The sequence below is a fragment of the Rhizobium sp. M1 genome (assembly GCF_002531805.1).
Taxonomy (GTDB): domain Bacteria; phylum Pseudomonadota; class Alphaproteobacteria; order Rhizobiales; family Rhizobiaceae; genus Rhizobium; species Rhizobium etli_C.
In genome coordinates this window covers 192,651-212,267 of sequence record NZ_NWSW01000008.1, presented here as the reverse complement: position 1 = coordinate 212,267, position 19,617 = coordinate 192,651, and the positions used below count along the sequence as shown (strand labels likewise).

18 protein-coding genes are annotated in these 19,617 nt (G+C 62.8%); 12 read left to right on the top strand and 6 right to left on the bottom strand.

Annotated features, from left to right (window positions below; genetic code table 11):
* Positions 1-120 precede the first annotated feature (120 nt).
* The 3 genes from CO655_RS09960 (at position 121) to CO655_RS09950 (ending at position 1,935) form a co-directional block, all read left to right on the top strand.
* Positions 121-480 carry a metalloregulator ArsR/SmtB family transcription factor gene (locus CO655_RS09960; RefSeq protein ID WP_097607705.1) on the top strand — a complete coding sequence of 120 codons (360 nt, stop codon included), beginning with the start codon at positions 121-123 and terminating at the stop codon, positions 478-480.
* A gap of 133 nt (positions 481-613) precedes the next feature.
* Positions 614-1,279 carry a nitroreductase gene (locus CO655_RS09955; RefSeq protein WP_097664522.1) on the top strand — a complete coding sequence of 222 codons (666 nt, stop codon included), beginning with the start codon at positions 614-616 and terminating at the stop codon, positions 1,277-1,279.
* An 83-nt stretch (positions 1,280-1,362) separates the two neighbouring features.
* On the top strand, positions 1,363-1,935 hold the full coding sequence (locus CO655_RS09950; RefSeq protein ID WP_097607707.1) for an NADPH-dependent FMN reductase: 573 nt from the start codon (positions 1,363-1,365) through the stop codon (positions 1,933-1,935).
* 161 nt (positions 1,936-2,096) lie between these two features.
* Here CO655_RS09950 and CO655_RS09945 read toward each other — a convergent pair whose 3' ends face one another.
* The 6 genes from CO655_RS09945 to CO655_RS09920 all read right to left on the bottom strand — a co-directional run bounded on the left by CO655_RS09945 (position 2,097) and on the right by CO655_RS09920 (position 10,420).
* The gene (locus tag CO655_RS09945; RefSeq protein WP_097607806.1) at positions 2,097-3,284 is read right to left on the bottom strand and encodes a galactarate dehydratase; all 1,188 of its coding nucleotides are present in this window, start codon (positions 3,282-3,284) and stop codon (positions 2,097-2,099) included.
* A 12-nt stretch (positions 3,285-3,296) separates the two neighbouring features.
* On the bottom strand, positions 3,297-4,508 hold the full coding sequence (locus CO655_RS09940) for a mandelate racemase/muconate lactonizing enzyme family protein (protein ID WP_097664521.1): 1,212 nt from the start codon (positions 4,506-4,508) through the stop codon (positions 3,297-3,299).
* On the bottom strand, positions 4,505-6,241 hold the full coding sequence (locus CO655_RS09935; protein ID WP_097664520.1) for an ABC transporter ATP-binding protein: 1,737 nt from the start codon (positions 6,239-6,241) through the stop codon (positions 4,505-4,507). Before CO655_RS09935 ends, CO655_RS09940 begins: the two co-directional genes overlap by 4 nt.
* A 7-nt stretch (positions 6,242-6,248) precedes the next feature.
* Positions 6,249-7,370, bottom strand: a complete 1,122-nt coding sequence (locus tag CO655_RS09930) for an ABC transporter permease (RefSeq protein ID WP_097664519.1) — start codon at positions 7,368-7,370, stop codon at positions 6,249-6,251.
* A gap of 9 nt (positions 7,371-7,379) precedes the next feature.
* The gene (locus tag CO655_RS09925) at positions 7,380-8,366 is read right to left on the bottom strand and encodes an ABC transporter permease (RefSeq protein ID WP_097607711.1); all 987 of its coding nucleotides are present in this window, start codon (positions 8,364-8,366) and stop codon (positions 7,380-7,382) included.
* A 113-nt stretch (positions 8,367-8,479) separates the two neighbouring features.
* Positions 8,480-10,420 (bottom strand): ABC transporter substrate-binding protein, encoded by a 1,941-nt coding sequence (locus tag CO655_RS09920; protein ID WP_097664518.1) that lies wholly within the window; start codon positions 10,418-10,420, stop codon positions 8,480-8,482.
* Positions 10,421-10,792: 372 nt separating this feature from the next.
* Here CO655_RS09920 and CO655_RS09915 point away from each other — a divergent pair, with 372 nt between their 5' ends.
* From CO655_RS09915 to CO655_RS09875, 9 genes are all read left to right on the top strand, one after another.
* Positions 10,793-11,506, top strand: a complete 714-nt coding sequence (locus tag CO655_RS09915; protein ID WP_097664517.1) for a FadR/GntR family transcriptional regulator — start codon at positions 10,793-10,795, stop codon at positions 11,504-11,506.
* Between the two features lie 18 nt (positions 11,507-11,524).
* A complete protein-coding gene (locus CO655_RS09910; RefSeq protein WP_097664516.1) occupies positions 11,525-12,355 on the top strand; it encodes an NAD(P)-dependent oxidoreductase in 831 nt (276 codons plus the stop codon).
* The gene (locus tag CO655_RS09905) at positions 12,352-13,239 is read left to right on the top strand and encodes an SMP-30/gluconolactonase/LRE family protein (protein ID WP_097664515.1); all 888 of its coding nucleotides are present in this window, start codon (positions 12,352-12,354) and stop codon (positions 13,237-13,239) included. The genes CO655_RS09910 and CO655_RS09905 overlap by 4 nt, the downstream gene beginning before the upstream one ends.
* Positions 13,240-13,261: 22 nt before the next feature.
* Positions 13,262-14,212, top strand: a complete 951-nt coding sequence (locus CO655_RS09900; RefSeq protein WP_097664514.1) for a dihydrodipicolinate synthase family protein — start codon at positions 13,262-13,264, stop codon at positions 14,210-14,212.
* A 145-nt stretch (positions 14,213-14,357) separates the two neighbouring features.
* Entirely contained in the window at positions 14,358-15,944 is a 1,587-nt protein-coding gene (locus CO655_RS09895; protein ID WP_097664513.1) for an ABC transporter substrate-binding protein, read from the top strand.
* Between the two features lie 5 nt (positions 15,945-15,949).
* The gene (locus CO655_RS09890; protein WP_097664511.1) at positions 15,950-17,044 is read left to right on the top strand and encodes an ABC transporter permease; all 1,095 of its coding nucleotides are present in this window, start codon (positions 15,950-15,952) and stop codon (positions 17,042-17,044) included.
* Positions 17,045-17,048: 4 nt separating this feature from the next.
* Positions 17,049-17,984 carry an ABC transporter permease gene (locus CO655_RS09885; RefSeq protein ID WP_097664510.1) on the top strand — a complete coding sequence of 312 codons (936 nt, stop codon included), beginning with the start codon at positions 17,049-17,051 and terminating at the stop codon, positions 17,982-17,984.
* Positions 17,981-18,835, top strand: a complete 855-nt coding sequence (locus tag CO655_RS09880; protein ID WP_097664509.1) for an ABC transporter ATP-binding protein — start codon at positions 17,981-17,983, stop codon at positions 18,833-18,835. Before CO655_RS09885 ends, CO655_RS09880 begins: the two co-directional genes overlap by 4 nt.
* Positions 18,832-19,575: an ABC transporter ATP-binding protein gene (locus CO655_RS09875; protein WP_097664508.1), complete on the top strand. Its 744-nt coding sequence runs from the start codon at positions 18,832-18,834 to the stop codon at positions 19,573-19,575. The genes CO655_RS09880 and CO655_RS09875 overlap by 4 nt, the downstream gene beginning before the upstream one ends.
* The last annotated feature ends 42 nt before the right edge of the window (positions 19,576-19,617 follow it).

Genomic DNA, 19,617 nt, shown 5'->3' with positions numbered 1-19,617 from the left:
CGTTGAAAAAGACGACGCGGAGCCGGCAATGGGTTTCGGCTTCGCACCCATGCGTTATCTCTAAATTAAAGCTCAAGGATATGACCTCATGTCCGGCTTGATTCCATAAGGAGATCGCGCCTGAACAATCGATCGTCAGCCACGCCTTCCCCAAAAACCAACGCCTTCGACATCGAAGCAACCTTCTTGTCGGCCATGGGGAACGCCAAACGACTCCATATTCTGCATCTGTTGACCGAGGGAGAAGTGTCGGTGACAGATCTGGCGGATGAAGTGGGATTGAGCCAATCTTCGACTTCCCAGCATTTGGCAATTCTTCGAGAACACGGACTCGTGCAGACGCGAAGGGCTGCTCAGACGATCTATTATTCCCTTCAATCCGACACCGCGAGGACAATGCTCGATACGCTCGCCGATATCTTCGGATCGCGCCGTCACTCCGCGGGAGAACGCGTCCGAGCCGGGCAGCTGACGAAATGACCATGTTGCTCTTGCCGCTCAATCCCTGATGAACGTTTGATGTACGCCTCCTAGACCAGGGTGTGGTTACGCCTCCATTACGAATGGAGATAATGAACCACATCAGCAACGGAAGGGTCAGGAGAAGGCGATCATGGACGTCTATGAGGCAGTCACAAGCCGACGGTCGGTGCGTGGATTCAAAGACAAGCCTGTGGCGAGGGACACACTCGAGCGCGTGCTGTCCGCCGCCGCTTGGTCGCCGTCAGGATCGAACATCCAGCCGTGGAACACTTACGTGATGACCGGCGCGTCGCTGGCCGAGCTCAAGACATCAGCCATCGAGCGCGTGGCCCACGGCGACCCCTGGGACAAGCGGCAGTACGAGATGTACCCGGCCGCGCTCAAGTCCCCGTACGGAGAGCGCCGATCCGCCTTCGGCAGGGAGCGCTACAGCGCTCTCGGCATTATCCGCGAGGACTGGGAGGCGCGCCAGCGGGCAGCAATCGCCAACTGGAACTGCTTCGGCGCGCCGGCCGCCCTGTTCTGCTACATCGACCGTGACCTGGGCCCACCCCAATGGGCGGATGTCGGCATGTATCTGCAGACCGTCATGCTGCTGCTGCGCGCCGAAGGACTGCACAGTTGCCCGCAAATGGCATGGTCACAGGTTCGCGAGACGGTTGCGGAAGCCCTGTCACCGCCGGACGGGCTGATCCTCTTCTGCGGCATGTCGATCGGGTACGAGGATCCCGCAGTCACTTTTGCCCGGACGGGCCGCGCGCCCCTCGCCGAGACGGTCACTTTCGTCGACGAGTAATATCTGCGCTCAAGGAACAAGAGACCCCTTCCATGCTTCCTGCGTATGATAGGTCCTGATCATCCGCGATATTGGAGAACGCCATGACCACGCATAAAGTCGGTTATCTCATCGGCAGCCTCGCCAAGGGCTCGATCAATCGCAAGCTCGCCAAGGCGCTGGTGCGGCTCGCCCCGCCGGAACTTGAAATGTCGGAGATATCCTTCAAGGATCTGCCGCTCTACAGCTACGACTATGACGCCGACTACCCTCCGGCCGGCAAGGCATTCAAGGCGGCAATCGCGGCGGTCGACGCCGTGTTGTTCGTCACGCCCGAATATAATCGATCCATACCCGGCGGGTTGAAAAACGCCATCGACTGGGCAAGCCGCCCCTACGGCACCAACTCGTTCACACGCAAGCCGTCAGCGGTCATCGGCACCTCGCCGGGCGCGATCGGCACCGCAATCGCCCAGCAGAATTTGCGCAGCGTGCTCAGTTTCTGCAACTCGCCCCAGATGAACGCCCCGGAAGCCTACATCCAGTTCACACCGGGGCTGATCACCGATGACGGCGAGGTCACGAACGAGGCCACTGCCGACTTCCTGCGCAAGTTCATGCAGGACTTCCACGTCTTCATCGCAAGGGTTCGCTCGGTGCTGCCGAAAGATGCTTAATGCATGGTGCCCGGAAGTGTACAGGGGGTTCCGGGACAACGACATGCATAAAAACAAAGGGTTAAAGCGCGTCGCATCAAATTTGATGCGACGCGCTATAGAGCATAAAAGAAACTGGCCGCTCCATGCCGCAGCGGCCAGTTTTCGGTTTTCAAGCTTTTTTAAGCGAAGGCGTAGGAGCCGTCCGGCCGCTTCGGCACCCGCCGCTGCCAGTGGATGTAGCCTTCCTCTTCCATCGCTTTCTCGTCCATTTCCACGCCCCAGCCGGGCCGGTCGGGACGCAGTTCGAGATAGCCGTCCTTCGGCAGATAGGGATCGACGACGTAGCGGGTCTCTCCCTGGCGCTTCTCGACATCGAGGCCGCCATAGACATAGGCTTGGCCTTTCGGCAGCCGGTATTCGAGGATGCGGAAATTCTGCGCCGCGGCCGAAAAATGCACGTTGACCGCCGTCGCCAGCGGCCCCATCGGATTGTGCGGCGCGACACCGACGAAATAGGCTTCGGCAAGTGTGGCGATGCGGCGCATCTCGCTGATGCCGCCGACGACGCAGATATCCGGCTGGATGAGATCGGCGCCCTTGACCTGCAGCAGACGCAGGAATTCGTTTCTGTTGTAGAGCGACTCGCCGGTCGCAAGCGTGCAGTTGAGGCCCTGTTTCAGGTCACCCCAGGCCTCGATATTCTCGGGACGCAGCGGCTCCTCGAAAAACAGCGGATCGTAAGGCGCCAGCGCATTGCCGAGCTGGCGCGCCGCGATCGGCTCGAAGATCTTCGCATGCGCGTCGAAGGCGATCTCGTATTCGTCGTTGACCGTTTCCCGCAGCGAGCGGAAATAATCCGCCGAGGCCTTCACGACATTGCCCCAGCGATTGGAGTGCATGTCGATCCGCCAGGGGCTGAGCTTGAAGGCGGTGAAACCCCATTCCTCCTTCAGGCGGTCGAATTCCTCACGTGCGGCCGGCGCATCGGGCGCGGTGTAGACCCCGGCATAGACCTTGATCCGGTCGCGCACCTCGCCGCCGAGCAGCTTATAGACCGGCACGTTCGCGGCCTTGGCCGCAAGGTCCCACAGGCAATGGTCGAGCGCGGAGATCGCAGCAAGTCCAAGCGCACCTGGCGGGAAGCGGCTCTGCTGGATCAGCAGATTGACCAGATATTCGACGCGTGTCGGGTCCTGGCCGGAGAGAAAGCCGTAGAGATAATCGAGCAGCGGCGGCAGCGCCTTGTCGGGGCCGTGATTGTAGCATTCGCCCCAGCCGGTCAGCCCGTCATCGGTGTCGAGCGCGACGATTACGCGCGGACGGTCCTTGTCGCGGGTCATGAACACCCGCATGCGGTCGATCTTCATCATTCTGTCCTTCTAGCGATTGAAATAGCTGCGGCGCGCCACGCGCGTCTGCACGTAAACATGCTCGTTGTCGGTTCCGGGATTGTAGGCGCCGGCGGCTTGCGGCACCGAGACATTGCCGGCGCTGGGGAAGCGGGCGACGAATTCCTCGTCGATATCGCAGCCCAGCCCCGGACCATCGGGAACCGCGATCAGTCCGTCGACCTGCTCGGGAGGCGGCATGATGGTCTGACGGCGGCCGTCCCAGTCATCGTCGAGCCGCTCGAGGATCAGGGCGTTCGGGATCGCCGCAAGCAGGTGCAAGGCGGCATATTCGGCCACCGGTCCGAGCGAGCCCGAATGCGGCGCCATCTGGATATGATGGGCCTCGGCCATGGCCGCGATCTTCTTCATCTGCGTGATGCCGCCGGCCCGGCCGGTATCCGGCTGGATCACGTCGACCAGCTCTTTTTCGATCAGCTCGCGCTCGCCGAAAATGGTCGCCGAGCGCTCGCCGGCCGCAAGCGGCACATAAGCGGCGTCGCGAATGCGCCGGTAGCCGTCGAAATTCTCCGGCGCGATCGGATCTTCCACCCACATCAGTTCATAGGGTTCGAGCGCCCGCACCAGCCGGCAGGCATCGGCGGGCGTCAGCCAAGGCGGTCCATGCAGATCGATGGCAATGTCCATATCGTTGCCGACGGCATCGCGCAGCGCCGCGACCTTGCGGACGGGATCGGCGACGCCGCCGCATTTGATCGCCTTGATGCCGCGCTCCTTGAGTGCAAGCGCGCGCTCGGGCGTATTGGCATGGGAATAGATCGGGATCCGATCCCGCACCTTGCCGCCGAGCAGCATCCAGACCGGCACACCGAGCGCCTTGCCCTTGATGTCCCAGAGCGCCATGTCGATGCCGGTCATCGCACCGCCGCCGACCGTTCCGAGCATGCCATGGCCCATCATCGCGGTATGCATCTTCTGCCACAGCCGTTCGATATGCGCCGGATCCTCGCCGATGAGCAGCGGCGCAAGGTCATGGATCGCCGTCTCGACGACGCGCGGCCAGCCCGAGCATTCGCCGATGCCGGTGATGCCCTCATCGGTATCGATTTTCAGAAAGAGCCAGTTTCTGGTGCCGCCGAATTGCTTGGAGGTGCGATCGCCGGAAGGCTGGTCGGACGCCCAGTTGGCGGGATCGGGCTGGCCGACATGCATGAGAAACGTACGGATTCCGGTGATTTTCATCTCTGAGAACTTCCATTCTTCAGACTGTCGGGCTTCAGATTATCCGGCGCGACATAGCGGAAACGCCCGGAACGATCGCGGTCACGCGGATCGGGGCGCGGGATCGCCGATATCAGCGCCTGGGTGTAGGCGTGCTCGGGTGTGCGGCAGACCTTCTCCGCATCGCCGATTTCGACGAGCTGGCCTTTGTACATGACGCCGACCCGGTCGCACATGTAGCGGATGACGCCGATGTCATGGCTGATGAAGATATAGGCCAGGCCGAGTTCGTCCTGCAGGCGCATCAGCAGATCGAGAACCTGCGAGCGCACGGAGACATCGAGCGCCGAGGTCGCCTCATCGGCAACGATGACACGCGGATTGAGCGTGATGGCGCGGGCAATGCCGATGCGCTGGCGCTGGCCGCCGGAGAATGCATGCGGATAGCGTTCGCGCGCCCTCGGATCGAGGCCGACTTGCTCCATGAGATGGCAGACGCGCTCGTCCAGCGCCCGCCCCTTTGCAACGCCGTTGACCAGCAACGGCTCGCCGATGATCTGGGAAACGGTCATGCGCGGGTTGAGAGAGCCGAACGGATCCTGAAACACCATGCGCAATTCGCGCCGTGCGGCGGCGAGCGTCTGGCCCTTTGCCGTGGCCAGATCGATGACCTCGCCGCCGGCGCGGCGGTAGAGGATCTCGCCGGCAGTCGGATCGAGCAGCCGCATGATCGAACGGCCCATCGTCGTCTTGCCGGATCCGCTTTCGCCGACAATGCCGAGCGTCTCGCCCGGCAGCAGCGAAATGGAAACATCGTCCAGCGCTTTCAGTTCGCCGAAATTCATTGACAGATTGCGCAGCTCGAGGATCGGCGCCGCCGTCCTGTCGAGCGGTGCGCGCGCCAGCCGGATTTCGGCCTTCTGCTCCAGCTTCAGCACCGAACCGATCAGCATGCGGGTATAGTCGTCTTTCGGCGCATGAAAGATCTGCTCGACCGGCCCATATTCCTTCGCCACGCCGTTGTGCATCACGAGCACGTCGTCGGCGATCTGCGCCACGACGCCCATGTCATGCGTGATGAAGAGAACGGCCATGCCGTTCGCCTTCTGCAGCCGGGCGATCAGGTCGAGAATTTCGGCCTGCGTCGTCACGTCGAGAGCCGTGGTCGGTTCGTCGGCGATCAGCAGCTGCGGTTTGCAGGCAAGTGCCATGGCAATCATCGCACGCTGGCGCATGCCGCCGGAATATTGGAAGGCATAGCGATCCAGCGCTTTTTCCGGGAAGGGAATCTCGACCTGCTTCAGCAGCGATATGGCCTCCGCCCGCGCCTCCGCCTTGCTCATCCTTGTGTGCAGACGAAGCGCCTCGACGATCTGGTTGCCGACCGTGTGGATCGGCGACAATGACGACATCGGCTCCTGGAAGATCATGGCGATGTCGCGGCCGCGGATCGCCCGGATCTGGCGCCCGCGCGGATTGAGGCTGGTCAGATCGGTCGAGCCGCCGTGCTGATCGTTCAGAACGATCGATCCGGCAGCAATACGACCGGGCGCGTCGACGATCTGCAGGATCGAGCGGGCCGTCACCGACTTGCCGGATCCGCTTTCGCCGACGACACAGAGCGTCTTGCCCGGTTCGATCGCGAAAGACAGATCGTTGACGGCGCGAAAGACGCCGGTGCGCAGCGGGAACTCGACCGTCAGGTTTTTCACCTGGAGCAGCGGCTTGCCGGCAAGGGATACGATATCGGTCATGCCGGCCTCATTTGTTGTAGGGATCGGCCGCATCGCGCAGACCGTCGCCGAGAAGGTTGAGCGCCATCACGGCGACCACGACGGCACAGCCCGGCATGAACAGCCAGGGTGCGGTGGCGATCGAGCGAATGTTCTGCGCCTCGCGCAGCAGCACGCCCCAGGAGATGGTCGGCGGCTGCAGCCCGAGCCCCAGGAAGGAGAGAGAGGTTTCGGCAAGGATCATCGCCGGCACCGCAAGCGTGATCGACGCGATGATGTGGCTCGCAAAACTCGGCAGCATGTGGCGAAAGATGATGCGTCTTTCGCGCACGCCGTCCAGCCTGGCGGCGGCGACGAACTCCTCGGTGCGCAGGGACAGGAAGCGGCCGCGAACCACGCGGGCGAGCTGCGCCCAGCCGGTCAGCGACAGGATGATCGTGATCATCATATATTGCAGCGTCGCCGGCCAGTCCTGCGGCAGGGCCGCAGCCATGGCGAGCCAGATCGGGATCGTCGGCAGCGACAGCACGAAATCGATCACGCGCTGCATGAAGAAATCGATGCGGCCGCCGTAATATCCCGAGATGCCGCCGATCACGATGCCGAGCATCAACGACAGGAAGACGCCGACAAGACCGATCGACAGCGAAACCTGCGAACCCTGCACCGTCCGGCTGAAGACATCGCGCCCAAGCCGGTCGGCGCCGAAGAGAAGCAGCGGCGTGGTCTTGTCGGGCGAAGCGATCAGATGGATGTTTGACTTGAACAGGCCCAATACCGAATATTCGTATCCGCGCCCGAAAAATTGGACGTCGACACGCTTCGTCGTGTCTTCCTTGAAGATCGCCGCCAGGGTTTCCGGATCGCGGGTCAGCTTCATCGGATAATAGTGCGGGCCGAAGGAGAACCCATTCTCTGTGTCGATCAGATGCAATTTCTGCGGCGGGTGAAAGGTCGCCCGGGCATTTTGCAGGTACGGATCGTTGATGGCAAAGAAACCCGGAACCAGGGCAACGATATACATCAGCACGGTGACGACGAGCGCCACCATGGCCAACCGATGCCGGCGGAAAGCCCACCAGATGAGCTGCCACTGCGATGCGACGGCGGCGCGGTCCGGCTGAATGTTTGTCACGGTGATGTCGGCCATATCAGGCTCCTATTCCAACCGGATGCGGGGATCGACCAGCGCAAGCAGGATGTCGCTGATCAGGGAGCCTATCAGCGTCAGGGCGCAGATCAGCAGAACGAAGGCGCCGGCCAGATACATGTCCTGAGCCATCAGCGCCTGCAACAGCAGTGGTGCTGCCGTCGGCAGGTTGAGAACGATGGCGACAACGACCGAGCCGGAAATGAGATTGGGCAGCAGCCAGGCGATCGTCGAGATGAACGGATTGAGCGCGATCATCAAAGGATACTTCATCAGCAGACGGAACTCCGAGAGCCCCTTTGCCCGCGCCGTCGTCACGTAGGGCTTCGGCAGTTCGTCGAGCATGTTGGCGCGCATGACGCGGATGAGGCTCGCCGTCGAGGAGACAGCAAGGATGATGACGGGAAGCCAGAGATGCGAGAAGAGATCGACCATCTTGGCGAAACTCCAGGGCGCGTTCTCGTATTGCGGCGAAAACAGCCCGCCGACATCCTGGCCGAATTCGACCGCCGCGACATACATCAGCACCAGCGCCAGCAGGAAGGATGGAATGGCGAGGCCGAAGAAGGTGAAGGCGGTGAAGAAGTAGTCGCCGATCGAATATTTGCGCACGGCGGAAAAGACGCCGATCGGCAACGCGATCGCCCAGGTGGCGATCAATGTCGACAGCGCCAGGACGAGGGTCAGCGCCATGCGCTCCCAGATCAGGTCGGAGACCGGCTGCTGCCACTCGAAGGAAATGCCGAAATCGCCGCGTGAGAGAATGCCCCACATCCATTTGAAATATTGGACGAGCATCGGATCGTCGAGGCCGAAGCGCTCGCGCAATTGCGCCGCCGTGTTCTGGTCGACAATCTCATTGGAGGCTGCCAGCGTCGCGATATAGGTGGTGACATAATCGCCCGGCGGCAGCTGGATCAGCACGAAAGCAAGGAAGCTGACGGCGAAGAGCGATGGGATCATCCATAGCAAGCGTTTGGCGATGAAGACCAGCATAAGGCGCCTCTTGCATTAACGTTGCCAGCCGGGCCTCGCCGGCCATCACGGCCGGCAAGGGGGAAGGCGAACCGAAAAAAGCGCCGTACCGTCGGTACGGCGCTCGATCAAAATCAGCTCGTGAAGGTGAACTGCTGCGGCATCGCCGGCCCCGGATTGGGCCAGGACCAGCTGTCCGGCTCCTTCTCGGGAACATTGCGCAGATTGTTGCGGATGATGCCGAAGCCGCCGACTGCAAGGCAAAGGCCCACAGTCTCGAATTCCTCCGCCGCGATGTCGAAGATCTGCTTCATGATCGCGCCGCGCTTGTCGAGATCGGCCGTCGAACGCGCCTCGTCGAAAAGCTTCATGCGCTTCTTCTGGCTTTCCGGCGGCTCCTCGCCGCGCGCGCCGTTGGACGTGTACCAGAGCGTCCAAGGAATGGCATAACGCGAGCCCTGCGGATGGAAGGCGAAAAAGTCGCGCGGGTCGAGCATCGGATCGAGACCGCCCGGCCCCGGCCATACCTGAGCGTCATGGGCATTGTCGTCGCCGCGGGTATAATAGAGCGCCCGCTCGATGGTGTTGACCTTCATGTCGACGCCGATCTGCGCCCAATGCCCCTTGACCAGTTCGAGCGCGTCGACGAGGTCGGGATTGAGGGTCGGAATGACGTCGATCGAGAAGAACACTTTCTGGCCGTCCGGCCGAAGGCGGAAGCCGTCGCCGCCCTTTTTGTAGCCGGCTTGGTCGAGCATCGCACCTGCCTTGTCGGCGTCATATTCGGTGAACTGGCGCGCGTACTTCTCGTTGTACCAGGGATGGGTCGGACGCGGCCCGGCCTGGTAGGGCTCGCTCTGTCCGAAATAGACGATGTCGATGATCTCGGGACGATTGATGCCGATCGAAAGCGCCTGCCGGAACGACTTGTCCGCAAACATCTTGCGCATGGCAGGATCTTTGTGGGTCATGTTGAAATAGATCTGGCACTGTTGCGCGGCTGACGGCACGAGCGTCAGCAGGCGATAATCGCCCTTCTGCATGTTCTGCGACAGGGTCGGCTTGTTGGCCAGCACGCTGATGTGGCGCTCCTGGATGTCGATCTTGCCGGAGATGACGTTCAGCATCAGCGATTCGACGTCCTGCGAGATGCTGAAGTTGACCTCGTCGATATAGGGAAGCTGGTTGCCTGATGTATCGACCTGCCAGAAATAGGGGTTGCGGGCCATGACGACGCGGGTCGCGCCGCCAACATAGGGCTCCTTGACGACCCAGGGATCGAGCGTCGGTTTGTCGACGTTGCCCCAGCGCGTCGGAATTTCGATGTCGCCGCAGCGGCTGCGAAACAGTTCCGTCCAGCTGGTGACACCCGCCTTCTTCACATCGGCCTCGATGTTGGGATTATATTTCGGCAGGAACTGGCTGCAGTAATGCTTCGGAAAGAGCGTCGGGTGCTGGCCGAGCGGCGTGGCGAGATTTTCCAGATAAAGCGCGTTGGCCGCCGCAAAGGTGAACTTCACCGTGTAATCGTCGATCTTCTCGACGGTGACCGGCTTGCCGGCGACGGCAAGCTGCGCCGGCGTAGCGCTATAGAGCTCGGTATTCTTGACGCAGTCTTCGATCGCGAAAACGATATCGTCGGCGGTGAAGGGATGACCGTCGGACCAGCGCACACCTTCGATGAGATGGAAGGTGAATTGCGTCGCGTCGTCGCTGACCTCCCAGCGTTCTGCCAGGTTCGGCTGGACGGCGGTGAATTCCAGGTTCCAGCGCACGAGGCTCTGGTTGCCGACCATGCGCAGGATGCCGTTATGGTCCGATGAACCGCGCAGGCCGCGCCGCAGCGAACCGCCATAGGTGCCGACCTTTTCGAACGGCGTCACCACCATCGGCTTTTTCGGCAGGCGCTCGGCTAGCGGCGGCAGTTTTCCGTCCTTGACGAGCTGCGCCAATGCCGGCGCTTCACCTCCCGGAGCAGCGAAAGCGCGACCGGTGACAGACAGCGCTGCGACGCCGGCCATACCGCCAAGCACGGCGCGGCGGGTGACACCGCGCGACAGAATTTCATTGGGCATCGAGTTCCTCCCTGTTTTAGACCGGCGCAGCTCTTGTACCGGCTTGTGCGGCGGTCTCCCAACCTGCCGCCTCACGCCCTCCTCGGCGCTACGGACGAAACCATAGCCACGTTCCCAGATGATTACAAGAGTTGACAGATAATTACAGATTCGATAGCGATGCAGTATCAAACGCCACGCTCCGGCGCCTTCCGAGGCGGATTATGGAATGAAAAGGCCGCCGATCTGTCATATGCTGTACGCCTGCCACTTTGCGGCCGGGAACAGCGTGGCGCGATTTCGGCGCATGGGCGAGAGACATATTCGGAGCCAGCCTGCCGGTTCGAAAGAGCAACAACTGACTGCCGCTTAGCGGAGGAGAAAAGGACGATAATGACCGTCGCTGTCGATGCCGTTTCCAGCAGAGGCGCAACGCGCTTCAGCGACATCATCTACGAGAAGATCGTAGGGATGATCGCGGACGGCACATTTCCCATAAACGAGCGGCTGCCTTCGGAGACGAAGCTCGCCGGCGATTTCGGCGCGTCGAGACCCGTCGTGCGCGAAGCGCTGGAGCGGCTCAGAACCGACGGTCTCGTCGTCTCGCGCAAGGGTTCGGGCTCTTACGTACGGCAGCGGCCGGATTCATCGATGCTGACAATGGTTCCGGTCGGTTCGCTCGCCGACGTCCAGCGGTTCTTCGAATTCCGCGCCGGCCTCGAAGCCGAGGCGGCCGAGCTTGCGGCACGCAACTGGCAGCCGGCCGACAAGGAGCGGATAACGGCCGCACTTCTCTCGCTCGAGCAATGCCTGCGCAACGGCGAGCTCGGCGCCGAGGAGGACCAGGCCCTCCACGACGCAATTGCGGCGGCAACAGGCAACCAGTTTCACATCACCGTTCGCGAATGGTTCAAGCCGCATTTCGCCATAGGCCATTCCGTGACGCGAAGCCTGAGCCTGAAACGGACGCCGGAGCAGATCCGCAGCGTCCAGGACGAGCATGCCGTGATCGTGGAGGCGATCTTCGCGCGGCGGGAGGCCGAAGCGCATGACGCGATGAAGAAACACATACTGAATGCGCGCGCCCGCATGTTTCAGGGGGGTTGAGCGACAATGGGAGGAACGATGAGACGGATCGCCATGACGGGTGCTGCCGGACGCGTCGGGACGCTGCTGCGCCCGTTTCTTCGGCAGCATGTCGAGCATCTTCGTTTGATCGACATTCATGAACCTGCGGATTTGGCCGAGAACGAAAGCTTTGTCGGCGCCGATCTGTCAAAGCTCGATGAGGCGACGGCGGCTCTGGCTGGCATCGAGGGCATCGTTCATCTCGCCGGTCTTGCAGGCGGTGTCGACATGAACGCGATCTTGCAGGCGAATGTCCTCGGAACCTACAATCTTTACGAGGCCGCCCGGATCAATAAGGTCGAGCGGGTGGTCTACGCCTCCAGCAACCATGCGACCGGTTTTTATCCGCGCGGCCAGATCATCTCCCCACTCGACCCCATGCGACCGGACAGCCCCTACGGGCTTTCCAAATGCTGGGGCGAGCTGGTGGCGGGGCTCTATTACGACACTTCGGGCATTCGTTCTCTGTCCATCCGCATCGGCAATGCCGGCACCTATCCGAACAGCGAACGATCGATCGCGATCTGGATCAGCGCGCGGGATCTGGCGCAACTCGTGCGGATCGGGTTCGGCCATCCTTCGATCGCCGCAACGGTCGTCTACGGGGTTTCCGATACGGACGAGAAATGGTGGGACAACGGTCTGGCGGCGAGACTCGGCTATCAGCCGCAGGACCGGCCGCGCGATCACGCCCACATCGAGGATGGCGCGGAGGGAGCCGTCGCCCGCGCATTCCAGGGCGGCGGTTTCTGCGAATTCAATCACGACGGCACCATTCGCATGCGCGATGGCGAGGGTCTCGCCAAAAACCCGGAGACGGTCTCGTGACGGCGCCGCGCATCATTGAACCGAAGATCCGTTCGGTGCTGCAGCAGCCGCTGACGGTCGGTGAATCGCCCGTATGGGACGAAGAGACCGGAGCTCTCTGGCTTGTCGACATCCTGGCGCCGGCAGTCCTGCGGCTTTCCCCGGACGGCACGGTCGACCGCTTCGCAATGCCGGCTGCGGTCGGCTGCCTCGGGCTTTGCCGTGACAACAGGATCGTCGTCGGTCTTCAGACGGGCGTCCATCTTTTCGATCCCGTCTCCGGCGATATCGAGTTTCTTTGCGATCCGACCGGGCGCCACGTCAACGGCCGCCTCAACGACGGCAAGGTCGGACCCGACGGACACTTCTGGGTCGGCTCGATCAGCGAAGCCAAGCCGCAGGTGAATGACGCCGCACTTTTTCGCGTGGGAGCCGACGGCAGCGCGCGCGCCGTCGCGACTGGTCTAACGAGTTCCAACGGCCTCGCCTGGTCGCCAGACGGCCGGCGGATGTACCACTCCGACAGCCGGCAATGTTTTCTTCAGTCCTTCGACTTCGATCCGGCGACGGGCGAGCTCGGCGAAGCACGCCGGCTTCGCAGCTTCACCGAGGAAGAGGGGCGGCCGGACGGCGCGGCCACAGATCGCGACGGGTTTTACTGGAGCGCCGGCGTCTCTGCCGGCCGGCTCAACCGGATATCGAGCGACGGCGAGATCGTCGAAATCTATCATCTGCCGGTGGCGGCGCCGACCATGCCATGTTTCGGAGGGCCCGATTTCAGGACGCTCTTCGTCACCAGCCTGTCGACGGACCGTACCGGACGTTTCGAGGCCGGCACGGTCATCGCCTTCGACGTGGATGCGGAGGGCTTGGCGCCCTTCCGCTTCGGCAATCACTCATTTTGATGGAAAGCGAACGGGGAGAAGAATGAGCATCGCAATCATGCGCAAGGCGCTGACAGGTGTGTCGGGCGTTCCCGTCACGGCCTATGACGGAAAAGGCGACGTCGAACCGCGTATCACCGCGCAGGTCTATGGGCGGGTGGCGGCGGCCGGCATTCACAACATCGTCGCCGCCGGCAATACCGGGGAATTCTATGCGCTGACGCCGCAGGAAATCCGGATCGTCCACGAGGCGGCGGTATCGGGCGTCGACGGCAGGGCGCCGGTGACGGCGGCGATCGGCCGGTCGCTGCGCGAGGCGATCGGCATGGCGAGGGATGCGGCGGCGATCGGCGCCTCCGCCGTCATGTCGCACCAGCCCGTCGATCCCTTCGCCGCACCTTCGGCTCAGATTGATTATTTCTGCAATCTCGCCGATGCCTGCGCCCTGCCGCTCATCGCCTATGTCAGGGCCGACGGCTTTGCGGTCGCCGATATCGTCCGCCTCGCAAACCACGGCAACATTGCCGGCATCAAATTTGCCACAACCGACCTGATGCTGCTGTCGCGCGCGATCCCGGCAGCCGATCCGAACGGTGCGCTCTTCGTCTGCGGGCTGGCGGAGAGCTGGGCGCCGACCTTCACCGCTGCTGGAGCGCGCGGCTTCACTTCCGGCCTCGTCAATGTCGCACCGAAGCTCTCGCTTGCGGTCCATGATGCGCTTGAAAAAGGCGATTTCGGCCGTGCAAGGGCGATCGTCAACAAGCTCGAACCCTTCGAGCGGATGCGGACCAAATTCCGCAACGGCGCGAACGTGACCGTTGTGAAGGAGGCCGTCACCTATGCCGGCCTCGACGTCGGGCCGGTGCGCGTGCCGGGGCTGCCGCGGCTCGACCAACATGACCGCGAGGAGCTTCATCGATTGCTGGAAGGCTGGGAGGCCGACGGCGACATTCGATCCGACCCGGGCCGGCAGGACGCGAAGGCGGCCGGCTAGAATAAGGCGATTTAGGCCGATCGGTCTAAATGCCGTTCCAGATTAAAGAGTTAGGCATGGCGCCGGACCACGCGCTCACGCTTTTCGGCACCATGCTTTGAGTTCGACACGATTTTGACAAGCGACAGGATTGGGAGGTCTTGAAATGCTGAGACAAGTACTGACGACGATCGCAATCACCGGTGCCCTGATGGCAGCGCAACCCGCTTCGGCGGCGTCGCCGCCCAACATGCTGGTCATCGGCACCAACCTCACCGGCATCCGCACACTCGATCCGGCTCAGAACAACGCCCGCACGGTGTCCGAGCTGATCTCGAATCTTTACGACAACCTCGTGCAGCTCTCGCCCGACGACCTCAAGACGCTGAAGCCGATGCTTGCGACGAAATGGGAGGTCTCGGCCGACGGCAAGCTCATCACGCTGACCTTGCGCGACGACGCGGTCTTCCAGAGCGGCAACAAGGTCACCGCGGAGGATGCGGCCTGGTCGATCCAGCGCGTCATCAAGATGGGCCAAGTCGGCTCCACCGACGTCGCACTCTGGGGCTTTACTTCAGACAACGTCGAGAAGCTCGTTCGCGCCAAGGACGAGCACACGCTGGAGATCGAGCTGCCGCAGACCGTCAATACCGACCTCGTGCTCTATTCGCTGGCCGGCTCGTCGATCGGCATCGTCGACAAGAAGACGATCCTGTCGCATGAGGCGAACGGCGATTTCGGCGGCGCCTGGCTTTCGGCGAATTCCGCCGGCAGCGGTCCGTTCAGCCTGGCGCAGTGGCGTCCGAACGATGTGGCGATCTTCAATGCGCAGCCGAAATACTGGGGCGGCAAGCCGGCTATGGCGCGCGTCGTCGCCCGCCACATCCCGGAGTCCGGCAACCTCCGGCTCCAGCTCGAAGCCGGCGACGTCGATGTCGGCCAGTATGTGGCAAGCGGCGATCTCGATGCGCTCGCCACCAACAAGGACGTGGTGATCGAGAACGTGCCGGGCCTTGGTTTCTACTATATCGCCCTCAACCAGAAGGACCCCGATCTGCAGAAGCCGAAGGTTCGCGAGGCCTTCCAGCATGCCTTCGACTGGAAAGCGATCTCCGGCAATATCATGCGTTATACCGGCTTTCCCTGGCAGTCGATGATCCCGCGCGGAATGATCGGCGCGCCCGAGGAGGCGGCCGTGCGCTATGATTACGACCCCGCCAAGGCCAAGCAGCTGCTGGCGGAGGCCGGTTATCCCAACGGCCTGAAGAAGGTGCTCAATCCCTCGGGAGCCCCAACCCTGCCCTTCGCCGAGGCGCTGCAGGCAAGTGCGCGGGCCGCCGGTTTCGACCTTGATCTCGTGCCCGGCGAGTTCACGCCCGCCTTCCGCGAGCGCAAATTCGAGGTGCTGCTTGGCAATTCCGGCGCCCGCCTGCCCGACCCCTTCGCTGTCGCGACGCAATATGCCTTCAACCCCGACAATAGCGACGAGGCGCGCCTCGGCAGCTATTACCTCTGGCGCACGGGCATGAAGGTGGACGAACTCAACACGCTCATCGACCAGTCGATGCGGGAGCGCGACACGGGAAAGCGCACCGACATCTTCAAGAAGATGGACGGCATCTATGCCGGCATGGCTTCGCCGCTCGTCATCTTCTTCCAGCGAACCGACCCCTATGTCATGCGCGCCAACGTGAAGAATTATCACGGGCACACGACATGGTCGACGCGCTGGCATGATGTGACCAAGGAGTAGAGCGCGTGGCGAGCGCCGATCTGACATCGAAGCGGGAAGGCCGCCAGCCGGCGGGGGGCGGGTTCGCCGAGGCGGCTCCGCACCCTCTGCTGAGCCTGCTGCGGCGGCTGGCGGGACGCGTGGTCGCCGTCGTGACGACGCTGCTCGGCCTGCTCTTCCTGACCTTCTCGATGGGCCGCCTTCTGCCTGCCGACCCGGTGCTTGCTATCACCGGGGCGGAAGTCAGCAAGGAGGTCTACGACCGCGTCTACAATGAGCTCGGCCTCGGGCAGCCGATCTGGATGCAGTTCCTCTCCTATGTCGGGAAGATCGCCACCGGCGATCTCGGCATGTCGGCGACGACAGGCCAGCCGATCCTGACCGATCTGATGACGATCTTTCCTGCCACCATCGAGCTTGCCATCATCGCGATGATCATCGGAGCGATCGTCGGCATTCCCTTGGGCATCACCGCTGCGGTCCGGCGCGGGACGATCATCGACCACATCGCCCGCATCGTCGCCCTTGCCGGCCATTCCATCCCGATCTTCTGGACCGGCCTGATGGCGCTCTTCATCTTCTACGCCAAGCTGAAGCTCGTCGGCGCGTCGGGCCGGGTCGACGTCTTCTATGAAGGCCTCGTCACGCCCATGACCGGTTTTCTCTTGATCGATGCGGCGATCGAGGGCCAATGGGACGTGTTCCACAATGCGCTCGGCCATATCATCCTGCCGGCGGCGATCCTTGGCTATTACTCCGTCGCCTATATCAGCCGCATGTCGCGAAGCTTCATGCTGGAGCAGCTGAGCCAGGAATATATCATCACCGCCCGGGCAAAGGGGCTCGGCACCCGCAAGGTCGTCTGGCGCCATGCCTTCCGCAATATCCGCGTGCAGCTCCTGACGATCCTGGCGCTGACCTTCGGCGGCCTGCTTGAAGGCGCGGTGCTGATCGAGACGGTTTTCGGCTGGCCGGGGCTTGGCCAATACCTCACCCGCGGGCTGCAGATGAACGACATGAACGTCGTGATGGGCTCGGTGCTGACGATCGGCGCCGTCTTCCTGACGATCAACATCCTGTCCGACGTCCTCTATCGCATCCTCGATCCGAGAACACGGTGACGCCATGACGATCTCCACCGAAGACGCAGACACCACCCATGCCGGCGGCTTTCGCAACTGGCTGCACGCGCCCGAGCCTCAGGGCTGGTTCCAGTCGTCGGCGCAGCAGATCCATCAGGGCTGGCAAAAATTCAGCCTTCACCCGCTCGGCCTCGCCGGCCTCGTCATCATCGTGCTGTTGATCGTCGTGGCGACGGCGGCTCCCCTGCTGACGAGCTACGACCCGATCGTTCAGGACATGGCAGGGCGGCTTGCGCCGCCTTCCGCGGAACATTGGCTCGGCACCGACAATTTCGGCCGTGACGTCTTTGCGCGGGTGATCTACGGCGCCCGCACGACGCTCTACATCATCATGCTGGTGACGATCATCGTCGCGCCGCTCGGCCTGCTGATCGGCACCTTCTCCGGCTATTTCGGCGGCATCGTCGACGAGATCCTGATGCGCATCACCGACATCTTCCTCTCCTTCCCCGGGCTGGTGCTGGCGCTCGGCTTTGCCGCCGCTCTCGGCCCCGGCATCACCAATGCGATCATCGCCATTTCGCTGACGGCTTGGCCGCCGATCGCGCGACTGGCGCGCGCCGAAACGCTCAGCCTGCGCAAGGCGGATTATGTCGCCGCCGTGCGCCTGCAGGGCGCGACGTCGATCGCGATCATCACCCGCCACATCCTGCCCATGTGCATTCCCTCGGTGATCGTGCGCGTCACGCTCAACATGGCCGGCATCATCATCACCGCCGCGGGTCTCGGCTTTCTCGGCCTCGGCGCACAGCCGCCATGGCCCGAATGGGGTTCGATGGCCGCCAGCGGCCGCGAATTCATGCTCGACAGCCCCTGGGTGATCGCCGCGCCCGGCATCGCCATCGCGCTCGTCAGCCTCGCCTTCAATCTCGTCGGCGATGCGCTGCGCGACGTGCTCGACCCGAGAGGTTCGGAATGACAGAGCCCCTGATCGATATCCGCAACCTCGAAATCGCCTATGGCGGCGGCCACATGCGCGCAGTGCGCGGCGTGAGCTTTACGCTCGGCCAGGAAAAACTCGGCATCGTCGGCGAATCCGGATCAGGCAAATCCACCGTCGGCCGGGCGATCATGAAACTGCTGCCGCCGACCGCCATGATCAGCGCCGAGCGAATGCGCTTTCACGACCTGGATCTCCTCAAGGCGAACGAGCGGACGATGATGACGATCCGCGGGCGGCGGATCGGCCTCATCCTGCAGGACCCGAAATATTCGCTCAATCCCGTTATGCGGATCGGCGAACAAATTGCCGAGACCTACCGCTTCCATCATCCCAAGGAGAGCGCGAAAAAAACCTACGCCCAAGCGCTCGACATGCTCGAAGCCGTCCAGATCCGCGATCCCGAACGCGTCGCCCGCCTTTACCCGCACGAGATATCCGGCGGGATGGGCCAGCGCGTGATGATCGCCATGATGCTGATTGCCGAACCGGAGGTGCTGATCGCCGACGAGCCGACCTCGGCGCTTGACGTAACCGTAAGGCTCGAGATCCTGGCGCTGCTCGACGAACTCGTTTCACGCCGCAATCTCGGCCTGATCTTCATCAGCCACGATCTCAACCTCATCCGCAATTTCTGCGACCGCGTCCTCATCATGTATGCCGGCCGCGTCGTGGAAGTGCTGGAGGCACGCGATCTCGACAAGGCCAGACACCCCTATACGCAAGGCCTGCTGGCATCGCTGCCGACGATCGAGGATCCGCCCGCCCGGCTGCCGATCCTGAAGCGCGATCCCGCCTGGCTGAATGACCTCGCGGAGGCGCAGCGATGATCCGGATCGACAATCTCACCATCCGCTTCGGGCACGGCCAGCGGCCGGTCGTCAAGGACGTAAACCTTGCCATCGAGAGCGGCACGGCGTTCGGCTTGGTCGGCGAATCCGGCTGCGGCAAGTCCACCGTTCTCCGGGCGCTTTCCGGCCTCAACGCCAACTATGACGGCCGCATCGTCCTCAACGGCGAGGCGCTGGAGCGCCAGCGCAGCCGGCCGTTCTATCGGCGGGTGCAGATGGTGTTCCAGGACCCCTACGGCTCACTCCACCCGCGCAAGACCATCCGCTCGCAGCTGCAGGAGCCGCTGCGCAACCAGGGCTTGGACCGAAATTCCGTCGACGTGAACGCCGTGCTGCGGTCGGTTGGCCTCGATCCAGCGCTGAGCTACCGCTTTCCGCACCAGCTCTCGGGCGGGCAGCGGCAGCGCGTGGCGATCGCCCGCGCCCTGATGCTGAACCCCGACGTCCTGCTTCTCGACGAGCCGACATCCGCCCTCGACGTCTCCGTCCAGGCCGAAATCCTCAATCTGCTGCAGGACCTGCGCAAGGAGCGCGGCCTGACCTATCTCCTCGTCAGCCACGATCTCGCCGTCGTCTCCCACATGTGCAGCCGAGTCGCGATCATGGAAGCCGGCGAGATCGTCGAACAGGTCGATATCGAGGCCTTGCGAAGAGGCGCGGTCGACCATCCCTATTCGCAGCGCCTGCTGCGGGCGAGCAGGATGTACGGCAGGGGTTAGCCCCCTCCAGCCAAAAGACGGCTTGCAGTCCCAGCAACGACC

Excerpts from the sequence above, each read along its gene's own strand:
- CO655_RS09955 (WP_097664522.1), top strand. The coding sequence starts at position 614 with ATGGACGTCTATGAGGCAGTCACAAGCCGACGGTCGGTGCGTGGATTC.
- CO655_RS09950 (WP_097607707.1), top strand. The coding sequence starts at position 1,363 with ATGACCACGCATAAAGTCGGTTATCTCATCGGCAGCCTCGCCAAGGGC.
- CO655_RS09945 (WP_097607806.1), bottom strand. The coding sequence starts at position 3,284 with ATGAAGATCGACCGCATGCGGGTGTTCATGACCCGCGACAAGGACCGT.
- CO655_RS09940 (WP_097664521.1), bottom strand. The coding sequence starts at position 4,508 with ATGAAAATCACCGGAATCCGTACGTTTCTCATGCATGTCGGCCAGCCC.
- CO655_RS09935 (WP_097664520.1), bottom strand. The coding sequence starts at position 6,241 with ATGACCGATATCGTATCCCTTGCCGGCAAGCCGCTGCTCCAGGTGAAA.
- CO655_RS09930 (WP_097664519.1), bottom strand. The coding sequence starts at position 7,370 with ATGGCCGACATCACCGTGACAAACATTCAGCCGGACCGCGCCGCCGTC.
- CO655_RS09925 (WP_097607711.1), bottom strand. The coding sequence starts at position 8,366 with ATGCTGGTCTTCATCGCCAAACGCTTGCTATGGATGATCCCATCGCTC.
- CO655_RS09920 (WP_097664518.1), bottom strand. The coding sequence starts at position 10,420 with ATGCCCAATGAAATTCTGTCGCGCGGTGTCACCCGCCGCGCCGTGCTT.
- CO655_RS09915 (WP_097664517.1), top strand. The coding sequence starts at position 10,793 with ATGACCGTCGCTGTCGATGCCGTTTCCAGCAGAGGCGCAACGCGCTTC.
- CO655_RS09910 (WP_097664516.1), top strand. The coding sequence starts at position 11,525 with ATGAGACGGATCGCCATGACGGGTGCTGCCGGACGCGTCGGGACGCTG.
- CO655_RS09900 (WP_097664514.1), top strand. The coding sequence starts at position 13,262 with ATGAGCATCGCAATCATGCGCAAGGCGCTGACAGGTGTGTCGGGCGTT.
- CO655_RS09895 (WP_097664513.1), top strand. The coding sequence starts at position 14,358 with ATGCTGAGACAAGTACTGACGACGATCGCAATCACCGGTGCCCTGATG.
- CO655_RS09885 (WP_097664510.1), top strand. The coding sequence starts at position 17,049 with ATGACGATCTCCACCGAAGACGCAGACACCACCCATGCCGGCGGCTTT.
- CO655_RS09880 (WP_097664509.1), top strand. The coding sequence starts at position 17,981 with ATGACAGAGCCCCTGATCGATATCCGCAACCTCGAAATCGCCTATGGC.
- CO655_RS09875 (WP_097664508.1), top strand. The coding sequence starts at position 18,832 with ATGATCCGGATCGACAATCTCACCATCCGCTTCGGGCACGGCCAGCGG.